The organism is Acetobacterium sp. (genome assembly GCF_041752335.1).
Lineage (GTDB): Bacteria > Bacillota > Clostridia > Eubacteriales > Eubacteriaceae > Acetobacterium.
On record NZ_JBGSHG010000025.1, the window covers coordinates 1 to 14,466 of the forward strand.

The following is a 14,466-nucleotide window of genomic DNA, read 5'->3' on the forward strand; positions in this document are numbered from 1 at the left end:
AAGACAACTTTTCCAGGGACTTACTGGCCTGGTTAGTATTATTGGTCAATTGTCGATAATTGTTAATTGCCATGATATTATGGTTAATTCTCATTTAGTCACCTCCTCTCCGATTGAATCTACCTAGTAATCATGATCAGAAAAAATACGAAGCAAATTTGCTCAAATGACGATTCTTAATAAACACCAATATTCAACATTCGCATTTCAATATATATCGGCCAAACTGGATTAGCGCATAAGCTTTTTTATCCAGAATTTGACATTTGCTAAAATTTCTTGCTTGAGATAATTATTTTACTCCTTGCTTAAAAATTTCCATAAAAAAACCGATGGCATTCACATACCATCGGTTTTATTTTTATTCGATTTTATTTTTTCATCAATTCAATCCAGGTATCATGGCCATTCAAATTAAACATTTCGCCGACACCGGCTTTGACGGTGATCGTGTCAGCCAGGGTTTCGGTTTTGATGAAATCGGTATAGATTTCAATCGCCCGATCCATGGCGTCGTCACTGCTGTAGCTGATGTCGATGCGGTCCATGACTTCGTAGCCGTTGGATTTTCGCAGCTGTTGAATCCGGGAAACAAATTCCCGGGCGCAGCCTTCATCCAATAAATCCTGATTCAGGCTGGTATCGAGGATGATAAACTTGTTGTTGAACATCTGCACATTGAAGCCTTCTTTAGCGGAAATCCGGATATCGATGAAATCTTTGCGGAGTTCGAGGCTTTCGCCGTCCAGCTCAATCACAAAGCTGCCGTCGGCTTCGAGCTTAGCTACCACCTCACTGGCTTCCACCGATGCCAGGGCCTTACCCAGCAGCTTGACGTTTTTGCCGAGTACCGGGCCGGCCACCTTGAAGTCCGGTTTTAGCGCATAGTTCATAAAGTCTCCGAGATTGTCTTCAAAAGCAACCCTTTTAATATTCAGTTCTTCTTCGATCAAGACGCATAAATCGCCCAGTGTTTCGCGGTACTTGCCATCCACAATAATTTTAGACAAGGGTTGTCGCACCTTGATCTGGGCTTCTTCCCGGGCACCGCGACCGAGACTGACCAGTTCCCGGACCAGATCCATCGGTTCTTCAATGGCATCCTGAATCAGGTTTTCATTAACGGTGGGGTAATCGGCCAGATGGACGGAAACACCATTGGTCAGCTTTTGATACAGTTCTTCAGTAATATAGGGTGCAAAGGGAGCACAGAGGCGGACCACCCCTTCCAATACTTCCCAGGTGGTGTTGTAAACGGCTTTTTTATCTTCCGTCAGCTCGGTTCCCCAGAAGCGGCGGCGGTTCCGGCGGATATACCAGTTTGATAAATCTTCGTTGACAAAATTCTGGATTTTCTTGACCGCTTTGGTTAAATCAAAAACCTCCATTTCTTCCCGGACTTCTTTGACCAGTCGGTTATATTTGGACAGGATCCAGGCATCGATTTCGGGACGCTCGGCATAAGCCACAAAAAACTCTCTCGGATCGATGTTGTCGGTGTTGGCGTAAAGGGCAAAGAAATGATAGGTATTTTTCAGGGTGTTAAAGAACTTGCTTTGCACTTCTTTAATCCCCTTGACATCAAAACGGGTGGGGGTCCAGGCTGGTGAAACAAAAAGCAGATACCAGCGCAGGGCATCAGCCCCATATTCATCAAACATTTCAAACGGATCCACGGTGTTGCCCTTGGTTTTGGACATTTTCTGGCCATCGGCATCGAGAATCAGGTCATTGACCAGGACTTTTTTGTAAGGCGCTTTGCCGGTCACAAAAGAGGAAATCGCCAGCAGTGAGTAAAACCAGCCGCGGGTCTGATCGATCCCTTCACAGATGAAATCGGCCGGGAATTGTTCTTCCCACAGTTCTTTATTTTCAAACGGATAGTGATATTGAGCAAAGGGCATCGAGCCGGAATCAAACCAGCAGTCGATGACATCTTTGACCCGGGTCATCGTCTGGCCGCAATCGGGACAGGTGAAATGGACATCATCCACATGGGGGCGGTGCAGCTCAATGCTTTCATCGATGTTTTCAACCGCCCGCTCCACCAGTTCTTTACGGGAACCGACAGTTTCCAGCTTACCGCATTCGTCGCAGCGCCAGACCGGCAGCGGTGTTCCCCAGTAACGGCTGCGGGAAATAGCCCAGTCGTTGAGGTTTTCCAACCAGTTGCCAAAGCGTTTTTCACCGACAAAATCCGGGTACCATTCGACGCCGTTATTGTTTTCAATCAGGGTGTCTTTGATCTTGGTCATTTCCAGGTACCAGCTTGGTTTGGCATAATATAATAAGGGGGTTTTGCAACGCCAGCAATGCGGATAATTATGAACCACCTTTTCTTTTTTGAACAGTTTGCCCTCGGCTTTCAGCCATTTGATGATATCAAGATCGGCATCGATGACAAATTGTCCCTTCCAGGGGGTATCGGTATATTTTCCGTCCTCGGCTACCGGCTGCAGTACCGGCAGATTGTATTGTCGGCCAACCTTATAGTCATCTTCCCCAAAAGCTGGGGCGATATGAACAATCCCGGTACCATCTTCGGTGGTGACATAGTCGGCACAGGTGACAAAAAACGCTTTCTTATCGGGAACCACAAACGGCATCAGCTGTTCATACTCCACGTATTCCAGGGCTGACCCCTTCATTTCTTCGAGAATTTCGTAGTCTTCGCCCAGTAATTTGGGCGCCAGCACCTTGGCACAGATATAGACTTCATCATTGCTGCGGGCTTTGATGTAATCGGCATCGGGATGAACGGCCAGGGCTACATTAGCCGCCAGAGTCCAGGGGGTGGTGGTCCAGACCAGAAAGTATTCATCGGCATCCTTGCGTTTAAATGCGGCAACCACGGTATTGCTTTTGATTTCCTGATAGCCCTGAGCCACCTCATGGGAGGCCAGACCAGTGCCACAGCGGGGACAATAGGGCATGATCTTGTGACCTTCATAAAGAAAGCCTTCTTTATTGAATTTATCGAGAATCCACCAGACGGTTTCAATATAATTATTATCCAACGTGATGTAGGGATCTTCCATATCAATGAAATAACCCATTTTGCGACTCATTTCCTTCCATTGTCCTTCGTAATTGAAGACCGATTCCTTACATTTTTCGTTGAACTTATCGATGCCGTAGGCTTCAATTTCCAGTTTACTGGACAGACCCAGCTGTTTTTCAACTTCGATTTCCACCGGCAGGCCATGGGTATCCCAGCCGCCCTTACGAAGCACCCGGTAACCGTCCATCACCTTGTATTTGCAGACGGTGTCTTTTAGGGTCCGGGCCAATACGTGATGGATCCCGGGACGGCCGTTAGCGGTGGGAGGGCCTTCATAAAAGACGAAATTCTCTTTTCCCTCCCGATTGTCGATGGTCTGCTGCAACAGATTCATCGCTTCCCATTGTTGTGAGATCGCATCTTCCTTTTCTCCGATTTTTCCTTCTATTAATGTTTTAAACTGTGCCAAATTTCTACCTCCATTAAGTTTCTTACATAAATTAAATGCTCTAAAATATATGCGTAAACGATGCTGCTAAACAAAACCGGGCCAACACAAAAAACGCCCCCTGAAAAATCCAAGGGACGAAAAATCGCGGTACCACCCAAGTTGGCAGAAAACTGCCCACTCGATGAAGTTAACGATTCCCCGGGGTTTCCTACCCTGGTTTAACCAACGGCTAATCCAGTCTTCAGAAATCCTGTTCAAAGGTGATCTCTCTGAGGTATCTTTTAATAATCTTTCACCAGAATGATTATCTCTCTGTTAAAGCATTCCCCACAGCGTCCTTGTCCTGACATTTATGTTTTTATTTAATTTAATACGATAATTTATAACGATTTACAAGTAAAAAAGCCTATTGTATATTCTATCCAATATCTTTAATAAAATCAAGTTTTTTGAAATCTTTATTCTAAAAATTAAGAATTTCGGTTATAATGAGATATACCATCTTTTCAAAACAGATCATTGGAAAACACAAGGTGTGGAACCGACGCCGTTTTGCATTGATCTGTTCATTTCCTAAAAAGGAGTCATTATGAAAATACGTTATATTATTCTTTCCGTTGTCCTGATTGGGGTTCTTATTGTCGGCGCCGTCTTCATGATACCAAAGCTGTTCACTGATGAAAAAGCCACCACCAATGAAACCAACAAATCTGAAGAGACTACCACCACGGCGGTAACCAAAGAACCGGAAACCATAAAAAACAATCTCCCCGATGCGACAGCTACCACAGCCATTGTCGTTCCGCCGGAAATGCAAGCCGTGATCGCCGAAAATACGGCTGAACTCTATGTTGATGACGCCGGTCTTTTAGCAGGCAATTATCCCAGCCAGATGGTACCCCTCTATGGCGTGAGCAATCTTTCTCAGTCCCACCAGATAACCAATGACGCCGGCAAACCAGGCTGGAAGACTTCCTATGTTTCTGATTATAGCACCGATGAACTTCTTGTTTTCTATCAGGCCCTGCTAACCAGTGCCCCAGATTATACCGAGGAACCCATTTCCGAATCAACCAGCATGAAGGGAACCGTCAGCGGCTACACCATCAGCATTACGGTTTCACCCAACAACCCGGAAAAAACCGATCTGCCGGGAAACTCTGCCGTCAGTATTTTTATCGAACAGGTCTGATCGATGGGTTCAGATTTGTAAAAAAATTCCTCAATTCAAGACCTTGTTTTCAACACAAATATGCGATAACCTTATACTAAGCTTTCGGCTCATCGTCAGCTTAGTATTTTTTTAGAATCGAGGACATACGAATGAATGATCAAACCAAAAAAATCACCTATACGGCGTTAATGATGGCCCTCACCTTTGTGATGACATCACTGGTAAAAATCCCGCTGCCCACCGGTTATATCCATCCGGGTGATGGAGCCGTGCTTTTATCCGCCTATATTTTAGGCCCCTGGGGCGGTCTGATTGCTGCCGGGATTGGCTCAGCCAGTGCTGATTACTTTGGCGGTTACAGTGCTTATATGTTGCCCACCTTTATTGCCAAAGGTGCGATGGCCTTTATTTTCGGCTATCTGATGAAGCGGTTTCCCGAAAAGAATCTGCTGTTCTTTGCTTTTCCGGCTGTGATTGCCATGACCGCCGTTTATTTCGTTTCTGAAGTCATTATGTACGGTAACCTTGCCGGCCCGCTAGTAAACGTACCCTTCAGTGCCCTTCAGGGTCTGGTTGGGATCGTGCTGGTGACGATTCTGCACAAACCCCTGGAACGCTTTCGCCTGAAACCGGTCAAGTTTTAGGAATCAAAAAAAGACCCAACGGGTCTTTTTTTATTTGCGCAGAGCTCTCTGACGGTTTACATATAGCCCTTCATGGTATCCAGGTAATCTTCGGCATTGTCCCGGATGCCCTGAATTTCTTCGGGTTTCAGCGCTCGTGATACCTTGGCCGGGCTGCCGATGATTAATGAGTTCGGCGGAAAAATCTTGCCCTGGGTCACCAGTGAGCCGGCTCCGACAATCGAGTTGTCGCCAATCTTAGCACCATTTAAAATAATGGCCCCCATCCCCACCAGCACATTATCGCCGATTTCACAGCCGTGAATAATGGCATTGTGGCCGATGCTCACTCCTGCTCCAATAACCGTAGGATAACCCGGGGCCACGTGAACCACGGTACCATCCTGGATATTGGTTCGATCACCAATAGTAATGGTGTCCACATCGCCCCGGATGACCGCCTGAAACCAGACACTGATAAAATTACCCAATTTAACTTTTCCGACAACATCGGCACTTTTAGCTATAAAAATGGTTTTACCCAACATCATTTTGCTCACCCCACCTTTTTTCATTGTTATATGATACTATTTTCAGGACTTTTTGTAAAGTTTTTCCAAGATCCTCTAATTTATGATAAAATATCAGCAAAATGAAAACACAAAGGACAAGTCAATGAATATTGCCAGTATTGAAAATCTTAAAAAAACCTATGGGGTGAAAACTCTTTTTAATCAACTCTCATTTTCCATCGCCGATACCGATAAGATCGGGGTGATTGGCGTTAATGGATCGGGAAAAACCTCGCTGCTGCGGATAATTGGAAATCTCGATAGCCCGGATGCCGGGGAGGTCAAATTTTTCGGCACCAGGCGAGTCGAAATTCTTTCCCAGGATCCGGATCTTGACCTGGAGATCACGGTGCTGAATCAGGTTTTTTCGGCCAACTCGCCGGAAATGAACCTGGTCCGGGATTATGAGTCCACCCTGGCCGCCCTGGAAGTCTCCCCCGAAGATGCGGCGTTACAAAAACGGCTGCTGTCGCTGTCCCAGCGCATCGATGACGAAAACCTCTGGAACCTGAAATCCCAGGTGGAAACGATTCTCTCCCAGCTGGGCATTCACGACTATCATAAAAAAATTGGCCAGCTTTCCGGGGGCCAGCGCAAACGGGTGGCCATGGCTTCAGCACTGCTGACCCCCTGCGATCTGCTGATCCTCGATGAGCCCACCAATCACCTCGATAATGACACCATTGCCTGGCTGGAAAACTACCTGTTAAACCGCAAAGGGGCCCTGCTGATGGTGACCCATGACCGCTATTTTCTGGATCGGGTGGTCACCAAAACGATCGAATTGGATAAGGGCAATCTGTATGAATATACTGGCAATTATTCGGACTTTTTAGAGCAGAAAGCCAATCGCCGGGAAGCCCAAACCGCCATCGAAGCCAAGCGCCAAAACCTCTATCGCCGCGAGCTGGCCTGGATCCGCCGGGGCGCCCGGGCCCGGACGACCAAGCAGAAAGCCCGGATTCAGCGCTTTGACGAGATCAAAGAACGAGCCACCGATCTGTCCGAAAACCAGATGGAAATCTCGGTGGGCTTTTCCCGGCTGGGTAAAAAAGTCATTGAAATCGAGCATTTAAGTAAGTCTTTCGGCGCTCAGAAAATTATCAACGATTTTTCGATGATCCTCGGTCCCAGCGAACGGATTGGGATCATCGGCAAAAATGGTTATGGCAAATCGACCCTGCTGAACCTGCTATCGGGAAAACTTAAGCCGGATGGCGGCACCATCACCCTGGGTGATACCGTCAAACTCGGTTATTTTTCCCAGGAATCCGAGGATATCGATCTGAGCCTCCGGGCGATTGATTATATCCGGGAAAAAGCTGAAGTGATGGAAAATTCGCGGGGTGAAACCGTCACGGCCGCCCAGATGATGGAACTGTTTCTGTTTGATAAAAACAGCCAATGGGTTTATATTTCCGAACTCTCCGGCGGCGAACGACGACGGCTCTATCTGCTGGGGATCCTGATGATGGCCCCCAACGTACTGCTATTTGATGAACCCACCAACGACCTGGACATTGACACCCTGACGATTCTGGAAGCCTATCTGGATGATTTTCAGGGGTCGATGCTGACCGTTTCCCATGATCGTTATTTTCTGGACCGCACCTGTGAACAGATTTTTTCCTTTGATGGCCAGGGCCACATCACCACCCAAACCGGCAATTATTCGGAATATATAAAAAAGCATCCGCTGACCGGCTTGGGCGTCAGAGACGATGCCCCGGATCTCCTGGTGACAAAAGTCGAAGCCCCGCCCATTGAAAAACCTAAAACCCGGAAACCCGGTCTGACCTACAAGGAAAAACGCGAGCAGGAAGCGCTGCTGCTGGATCTGGAAGCAAAAGATAAGCGGCTGGATTTTGTCACCCAGAAGCTTTCCGAAATCACCAAAGACTATACTGTCTTGCAGGAACTGGCTGAAGAAAAGGCGGTTCTGGAAGAAGAACTGCTGGAGATTATGGATCGCCTGGAAATCCTGGAAAATCTCGAAAAAGGGGAATAATCTGGCGTCCGCGGATCTAACCCAAAACTAACCGGTTATCCTAATAAAATTTGATTGAAATAGGAAGGTAACATATGAAAATTATCTCTTGGAACGTCAACGGCATTCGGGCGGCCGCCCAAAAAGGGTTTCTGCCCTTTATTGAAGCAGTCAATCCGGACATTCTCTGTATTCAGGAAACCAAGGCTCACGACCATCAACTAGAAGAAAGTTTACTCAACATCCCCGGCTATTTTGCCTATTTTCACTCCGGTGAAAAAAAAGGATACAGCGGTACCGCGGTTTATTACAAAACCGAACCCCTGGCCATCCGCACCGGTTTATCCGACCCGGTTTTCAACAATGAGGGCCGCACCATTATTATGGAATATCCGGATTTTATCCTTTATAATGTCTATTTCCCTAATGGTCAAAAAGATGAGCAGCGGCTAGCTTTCAAGATGGACTTCAACCGCTGCATTCAAAATGATATCCAGGAATTACTGGCGGCCGGTAAAAATGTGATTGTCTGCGGGGATATCAACATCGCCCATCAGGAAATCGATTTGAAGAATCCCAAGGAAAATTCTAAACGCTCCGGTTTCCTGCCGGAAGAACGGGCCTGGGTGGATGATTTTCTCAGTATTGGCATGGTCGACAGCTGGCGGATGCAACATCCCGATGATGTCAAATACAGCTGGTGGTCTTACCGCTTCAATGCCCGGGCCAACAACGCCGGGTGGCGGATTGATTCCTTCTTCGTGTCTGAAAACTTCATGGCTCAGGTAGCGTGCACCGATATTCTCGATGAAGTAACGGGCTCAGATCATTGCCCGATTGTCTTAACCCTGAAATAAAAGAAGCACCCAGCGGGTGCTTTTTTCTTGTCTTTTTCTAATTTTCGGACTTCAGTTTTAGCCGGGCGATGGCTTCTCGGGCCGTGTCCCATTCATTATAATAGAGGGTTTCGTTTTTCATGATTTCCTGTTTTTCGTGGCCCTTACCAGCCAGCACCAGCACATCGCCCGGGCGGCACAGGCTGGCCCCGTAATAGATACCTTCATGGCGGAGTTCCACCGTGGCAACCTGATCAGTCTTTTCCCGGACGCCAGCCACCACCGCATTGATGATGTCTATCGGGTTTTCACTGGCCGGATTGTCCGAGGTTACCACCACCATATCGGCATTCGCGCCGGCGATCCGGCCCATAATCGGCCGTTTTTCCTTGTCCCGGTCGCCATTGCAGCCAAAGACCAGAACAATCCGGCCGGTGAAGATTTTTCGCACTGACAAAAGCAGTTTCTCCAGAGAATCCGGAGAATGGGCATAATCAATGATCACATCAAAGGGAGCCTCAACATCCAGAATTTCCATCCGCCCTTCAACTCCCGGCATCGTCGCCAGGGCTTCCCGGATCACCGCCATCGGCACCCCTTCGGCCAAGGCGGCAATGATCGCGGCCAGGGCATTATAAACCATAAACTCGCCGGGGATATTTAAGAACAGTTTTTCTTTTGCATCCGGCGTAACGAGGGTAAACTCGGTGCCCTTAGGGTCAAAGACCAAATCTTTCGCAAGATAGTCATGACCCGGATTTAAGCCATAGGTGATCACCGGCACGCTCGTTTTTTCGGCCAGGATATCACCCAGCTTCCGGCCCCAGGGATCATCACCATTGATAATGTTGGCTTTTTTCACCTGAAAAAAAAGCTTGGCTTTGGCTTCAAAATAATTTTCAAAGGTTTTATGATAATCCAGATGATCCTGGGTCAGGTTGGTAAAGATGCCATAATCAAAATCCACCCCGTTGACCCGATCCAGGGCCAGGCCGTGGGACGAAACTTCCATAAATAAGTGGGAACAACCGCGATCCTTCATTTCTTTAATGATCTCCTGGACTTCCAGCGATTCCGGGGTGGTGCGGCCGCGGTTATCAACCACCTGATCGCCGATCAGATTATGAATGGTGCCGATCAGGCCACATTTCTGGCCCTGGGTTTCAAAAATATGTTTAAGCATATAAGTCAGTGAGGTTTTCCCATTCGTTCCGGTAATGCCGGTGACCACCATGGACTGGGATGGTTTGCCGTAAAAACAACTCCCCAATATCCCCAGGGCATGGCGGGAATCTGCGACCTTGATGTAGCATACCTCCGCCTGATAGTCGGCCAGATCATCCTGATGAACTACGGCAGCGGCCCCCTGGCTGATGGCTTGGCCGATGTATTGATGGCCGTCCGTGACATACCCGGGGATGGCCACAAACAGGCTGCCCGGAACCGCTGCCCGGGAATTATAGCAAATTTTTTTTATATCACAATCGGGCTGATTGTTTCTGATTTTAATTACTTTTAGCTCATTTAACAGTTTTTCCAGTTTCATCGGTTTTCCTCTCTCTTGTTGATCTGCGCTAGAACATATTATACTATTTTCTAATTTATCTGTCTATATCCGTCTTGGTCGCGATCATCAATCGATTCTTCCAAAATAAAAAGAGAGACACTTTTAAGTATCTCCCGGTTCGATCAGAGCGCTGATCGTTTACATTTTAAACATATTGGAACCCGATGCTACCGTACATTCGACGCCAAAATCATCCTTGCTGATTGCCACTCCCGGTTCAATCACCACGACCCGGTGATCCCACTCCAGGGAAAGAAACATTTCCAGCAGTTCCACATCCCCCGGGGTAATAATAAATTCCAATTTCAGAACCTGGCTTAAATGCCGGGCACAATGAAGCCAATCGCCCAAATCATAGGCCCCGGAATCAATCATCATCAGCGACTTGTAATTCTTAAACATAATTCCCATGATCATCTCTGCCCGTTTGGGACCATATTTGTTAATGGCATAGTGGTATTCTTCTTTTAATGATTTTTTACCCATCATCCATCCTTTGGTAATAAAATAAGTTTCACCGCGGATGGATTTAAGTTGTTCATTATTATGAAGCAGAATCTGAATACAGTCTTCATAACGAAGCAGAGCCAGCTTTGACTGTTTGCTGCGCAATCCAATCAACGCTTTGCCGCAGTTTCCGTAACCGAGAAGTATCATATCGTACTCCTGATGGTCGTCAATCTCTTGTTGCAGTTCCAGGTTCAAAATATCAGGGTTGTTATGAAGGTCTGCATTCATCCAAATGGTATCATAATTGATGCCGGTATTCTTCATCGCCAAACGCATCTCGTCTTGAATCATTCCACACGCAATTAATAAGATACTTTCTTTCATCCCATACCTCAGTTATTCATAACTAATCGAAGGAAGCGATTGCCTCCAACCCGGAATCCTCACCAGTAAAGTACATCATGCCCCAACCAATGGGATGATCTTTTTCATCCATCAGCTTCTGCTCAACAACCAGTACCGGATCGCCTTCCATAATATCCAGAACCTGACTGACTTCCCCTTTTGCCGCCATGGCCCGGATTTTGAGTTTTTTTGTCATCGCAAAAATGGAGTTCTTTTTTGCCACCATTTCCGGAAAGGTAGCATAACGAATCTCTTTTTCCACAATCGGAATGCCCCGATAATAGGGAATATATTTGATATCAAAGGCCTTGACAATACCATCACTGACAAATACCCGTTTCACCACAATGACATGCTTATTTTCCGGGATCTCCAGATTAAAACCCACTTCATAACTGGGTTTCACCACATTGACCTCAATCAGTCTGATTTCTTCGCCCTTTTTTTCAGTTGTCATCATTTCATCAAAATGCAGTGTATAAGAATCCAAATTCGGTTCACAAACATAATTCCCTTTGCCCGGAATGGAGTAAATATAGCCCTCATTGACAAGCACAGCCAACCCTTTTCTGACCGTCATGCGACTGACATTAAACTCTTCACAAAGGAGATTTTCTGATTGTATGGCATCACCCGGTTGTATTTCTTCACTGGTTATTTTATATTTTATTGCATCAACTATTTTTAAATATTCGGGGGATCCCATTTTTCTACCACCTTGGTCTATTTATCATTATTTTTTTTTCCTGTTTTTTCGAGCATCCATAGTTTACATCTTTCAACCCCGGTCATCACATCTTTTGTAGCAAAGTCCGCCCCGACAATCTGGGCTGCTTTTTCATCAATGACAGCACCGCCGATAATCACCCGATAATCGTCCCGGATGCCCCGGTTAACCAATTCACAGGACACCGCCCGCATTTCATAAATGGTTTCCTGCTGCATCCCGCTCATTCCGATAATATCTGGTTTGACAGTTTCGATGGCTTCCATCACCTGATAAAGGGAAACATCCGTCCCCAGATCAATGAGTTCAAAGCCGGCCGTTCTGGCAAATGAACCAAAAATATTTTTACCGATATCATGACAATCACCGGATACCGAAAAAAGCAATAATCGACCGATTTTATTTTTGGGGGTTACTTTGGTAACTTCCTTTAATTCTTCGAGTTCCATCACTTCCTGAAAAATGATCCCGGCAAAAATCAGATCAGCAATAAAATAATCGCTGCTTTCGTATAATTTTCCGACCCGCTCCATTCCAGTTTGCAGCCAATTAAAAATATCAATTGGTTTAAACCCCTTTCGAATCGCAATCCGAACAAGCTCCAGCGTTCGATCTTCATATAATCCTTCGATGGATCTGACAATGCTATGTTTCATAATTTAAGTTCCACTCCCTTAAAGGTGTAAATTGAATACCACCGCCATGCCTTCATTTTATGGCTTTATCAAAATGATCACACCTGGAATTTCTAATTTATTTAATATTGTCTTATTATAACCTAAATTATTTTTTTTGATAATGGTATAATTGATATAAATCTTGCAAATTTTAACATCTTTGAGTTTAGAGGCCTTTGCTCTTCTTATTGAAGAGCAAAAGTTACTAAACTGTCACATTTTATGCTGATGCTTTTTTAGCGTAAGAGAAATGATAACAAACAGGAATAATAATGGCACCGCCAATTATGTTTCCAATGGTTACCGGAATAATATTATTCAGGAAAGCTTGAGCCCAGGTTACTTCAGCGCCACAGAAGATACCCATGGGAATGAAGAACATGTTGGCCACACTATGTTCGAATCCGGACAAAACAAAAAGCATGATCGGGAACCAGATGGCAAAAATCTTGCCAATAATGTCTTTTGAGCCAGATTGCATCCATACTGCCAATACTACAAGCATGTTACAGAAAATACCGCGAATGATCACGGGAAACAATGGAATCGCAACCTTAGCTTCGGCAATACCCATCGCTTTCGCAGCCATGGCTTCGCCGTAAAGACCGCTTTGTGTCATTAACCAGGCCAATAATACCGAACCGATCAGGTTGGCGACCCAAACCACACCCCAATTACGCAACATTGCAGCTAACGTAATTTCCTTTTTGAAAACCGATAAAGTCATCAGGTTATTACCTGTAAATAACTCGGCGCCACAAATGACAACCAGCATCAGTCCGACCGGGAAAACCCCAGCACCAATATACTTGGCAAAGGTCGCTTCAAAACCAGTGCCGGCACCAGCCGTAATAACAGTAAAACCATAAGCACCAAACCCAATAAACACACCTGCAAAAATACCCAAAATGAGCATTTTGCTTATCGGCAGCTTAGCTTTGTTATTACATCCATTGACCATGTTCTCGCAAATTTCTGCGGGACTAAAAAAATTATTCACCCTCTCCTCCTTGAATAAAGTTTTCCAATTTTCATGAAATCGTTTGTCGAAATTATACCATACTTATATCGACCTGTATATACAAATATCTACAATTCTTTGTGTTTTAGGGTGAAAACGAATGCCGTTTTTACCAATCTTGACCATTATTTCCATCAAAAAAAGGATAAAAAGACGAGACCGCGCTCTTCCTTTTATCCTTTGCTTTATTGATATGTTTGAGGGGTTATTGACGTGTCGCTATCAGACTTATACCCAGCCCTGGCAGATTTTGACGCCTTCTGCCGCATTGGTGGTAAACTGATCGGCACCCACATACTCACAGGATTCTTTGGTGACCGGGTTTCCGCCAATGATCACTTTAGCATCGATGCCGGCCGCTCTTAGCGCGTCGACGGTTTCTTTCATGGAGTCAATGGCCAGTGTTAAAACACCGCTCATTCCAATAATTGCCGGTTTGCAATCTTTGGCTTTTTCCACAAAAATTTCTGGCGCCACGTCAATGCCCAAATCAACCACTTCAAAACCAGCTGCTTCCGACATGCTTTTAAAAATATTTTTCCCGATATCATGTAAATCACCATGAACCGTTCCGATAATGATGGTTCCGGCAACGGCCGAGTCCTCACTGCCTAAGACAGGTTTTAAGACATTGATTGCTTCGGTTAATAATTCTCCGGCAAAGATCAGATCGCCCACAAAATATTCACCTTTTTCAAATAGATCACCAACAATTGCCATCCCACCCTGACAGGCGGCAACGGCTTCCTGTGCTTCAGCTTCTGAGGGGTTGGTCGCAACAAAATCATTGAGTAGGTCCATTACATCTTCTTCTTCTAAATCTCCAACGGCCTGTGTTAAAACTTTTAAGTCCAGCATTTTAATACCCTTCCTTTTGAAAAAAATCAGCTCATAAAAACTTGTGTGACATGTGTGTACATGTTTAGTCGTATAATACACCCTTACCGGGCAATTGTCAAGTAAACGGTTCCAATT

The 14,466-nt window shown here is 45.6% G+C and carries 12 protein-coding genes; 4 read left to right on the top strand and 8 right to left on the bottom strand.

Annotated features, from left to right (window positions below; translation table 11 throughout):
- Positions 1-371: 371 nt before the first annotated feature.
- Positions 372-3,470: an isoleucine--tRNA ligase gene (ileS, locus tag ACEW8F_RS03390; RefSeq protein WP_373482065.1), complete on the bottom strand. Its 3,099-nt coding sequence runs from the start codon at positions 3,468-3,470 to the stop codon at positions 372-374.
- 571 nt (positions 3,471-4,041) lie between these two features.
- Between ileS and ACEW8F_RS03395 the strand changes: the two genes are divergently transcribed.
- Both ACEW8F_RS03395 and ACEW8F_RS03400 read left to right on the top strand, forming a co-directional pair.
- Positions 4,042-4,644 carry a hypothetical protein gene (locus tag ACEW8F_RS03395; RefSeq protein ID WP_373482066.1) on the top strand — a complete coding sequence of 201 codons (603 nt, stop codon included), beginning with the start codon at positions 4,042-4,044 and terminating at the stop codon, positions 4,642-4,644.
- A gap of 131 nt (positions 4,645-4,775) precedes the next feature.
- Complete coding sequence (locus ACEW8F_RS03400) at positions 4,776-5,270, top strand: ECF transporter S component (protein ID WP_373482067.1); 495 nt, start codon at positions 4,776-4,778, stop codon at positions 5,268-5,270.
- Positions 5,271-5,326: 56 nt separating this feature from the next.
- Here the strand turns inward: ACEW8F_RS03400 and ACEW8F_RS03405 are convergent, their stop codons facing one another.
- Positions 5,327-5,800 (bottom strand): gamma carbonic anhydrase family protein, encoded by a 474-nt coding sequence (locus ACEW8F_RS03405; RefSeq protein WP_373482068.1) that lies wholly within the window; start codon positions 5,798-5,800, stop codon positions 5,327-5,329.
- Positions 5,801-5,924: 124 nt separating this feature from the next.
- On the opposite strand from ACEW8F_RS03405, the gene ACEW8F_RS03410 reads away from it, so the two are divergent.
- A complete protein-coding gene (locus tag ACEW8F_RS03410) occupies positions 5,925-7,829 on the top strand; it encodes an ABC-F family ATP-binding cassette domain-containing protein (protein ID WP_373482069.1) in 1,905 nt (634 codons plus the stop codon).
- A 74-nt stretch (positions 7,830-7,903) separates the two neighbouring features.
- Positions 7,904-8,665: an exodeoxyribonuclease III gene (locus ACEW8F_RS03415; RefSeq protein WP_373482070.1), complete on the top strand. Its 762-nt coding sequence runs from the start codon at positions 7,904-7,906 to the stop codon at positions 8,663-8,665.
- Positions 8,666-8,702: 37 nt separating this feature from the next.
- Here the strand turns inward: ACEW8F_RS03415 and ACEW8F_RS03420 are convergent, their stop codons facing one another.
- The 6 genes from ACEW8F_RS03420 to ACEW8F_RS03445 all read right to left on the bottom strand — a co-directional run bounded on the left by ACEW8F_RS03420 (position 8,703) and on the right by ACEW8F_RS03445 (position 14,349).
- Positions 8,703-10,190, bottom strand: coding sequence for a UDP-N-acetylmuramoyl-L-alanyl-D-glutamate--2,6-diaminopimelate ligase (locus tag ACEW8F_RS03420; protein WP_373482071.1), 1,488 nt, complete (start codon positions 10,188-10,190; stop codon positions 8,703-8,705).
- Positions 10,191-10,349: 159 nt separating this feature from the next.
- Positions 10,350-11,045 carry a DUF1638 domain-containing protein gene (locus ACEW8F_RS03425; protein ID WP_373482072.1) on the bottom strand — a complete coding sequence of 232 codons (696 nt, stop codon included), beginning with the start codon at positions 11,043-11,045 and terminating at the stop codon, positions 10,350-10,352.
- Positions 11,046-11,067: 22 nt separating this feature from the next.
- The gene (locus ACEW8F_RS03430; RefSeq protein WP_373482073.1) at positions 11,068-11,772 is read right to left on the bottom strand and encodes a GntR family transcriptional regulator; all 705 of its coding nucleotides are present in this window, start codon (positions 11,770-11,772) and stop codon (positions 11,068-11,070) included.
- A gap of 17 nt (positions 11,773-11,789) precedes the next feature.
- Positions 11,790-12,449 (bottom strand): B12-binding domain-containing protein, encoded by a 660-nt coding sequence (locus tag ACEW8F_RS03435; protein WP_373482074.1) that lies wholly within the window; start codon positions 12,447-12,449, stop codon positions 11,790-11,792.
- Between the two features lie 241 nt (positions 12,450-12,690).
- Positions 12,691-13,470 (bottom strand): formate/nitrite transporter family protein, encoded by a 780-nt coding sequence (locus tag ACEW8F_RS03440; RefSeq protein ID WP_373482075.1) that lies wholly within the window; start codon positions 13,468-13,470, stop codon positions 12,691-12,693.
- A 249-nt stretch (positions 13,471-13,719) separates the two neighbouring features.
- Positions 13,720-14,349, bottom strand: a complete 630-nt coding sequence (locus ACEW8F_RS03445; RefSeq protein ID WP_373482076.1) for a B12-binding domain-containing protein — start codon at positions 14,347-14,349, stop codon at positions 13,720-13,722.
- Positions 14,350-14,466 lie beyond the last annotated feature (117 nt).

What these genes read in the sequence shown, in the direction of transcription:
- ACEW8F_RS03395 (WP_373482066.1), top strand. Translation starts at nt 4,042, where the DNA reads ATGAAAATACGTTATATTATTCTTTCCGTTGTCCTGATTGGGGTTCTT.
- ACEW8F_RS03400 (WP_373482067.1), top strand. Translation starts at nt 4,776, where the DNA reads ATGAATGATCAAACCAAAAAAATCACCTATACGGCGTTAATGATGGCC.
- ACEW8F_RS03405 (WP_373482068.1), bottom strand. Translation starts at nt 5,800, where the DNA reads ATGATGTTGGGTAAAACCATTTTTATAGCTAAAAGTGCCGATGTTGTC.
- ACEW8F_RS03410 (WP_373482069.1), top strand. Translation starts at nt 5,925, where the DNA reads ATGAATATTGCCAGTATTGAAAATCTTAAAAAAACCTATGGGGTGAAA.
- ACEW8F_RS03415 (WP_373482070.1), top strand. Translation starts at nt 7,904, where the DNA reads ATGAAAATTATCTCTTGGAACGTCAACGGCATTCGGGCGGCCGCCCAA.
- ACEW8F_RS03420 (WP_373482071.1), bottom strand. Translation starts at nt 10,190, where the DNA reads ATGAAACTGGAAAAACTGTTAAATGAGCTAAAAGTAATTAAAATCAGA.
- ACEW8F_RS03425 (WP_373482072.1), bottom strand. Translation starts at nt 11,045, where the DNA reads ATGAAAGAAAGTATCTTATTAATTGCGTGTGGAATGATTCAAGACGAG.
- ACEW8F_RS03430 (WP_373482073.1), bottom strand. Translation starts at nt 11,772, where the DNA reads ATGGGATCCCCCGAATATTTAAAAATAGTTGATGCAATAAAATATAAA.
- ACEW8F_RS03435 (WP_373482074.1), bottom strand. Translation starts at nt 12,449, where the DNA reads ATGAAACATAGCATTGTCAGATCCATCGAAGGATTATATGAAGATCGA.
- ACEW8F_RS03445 (WP_373482076.1), bottom strand. Translation starts at nt 14,349, where the DNA reads ATGCTGGACTTAAAAGTTTTAACACAGGCCGTTGGAGATTTAGAAGAA.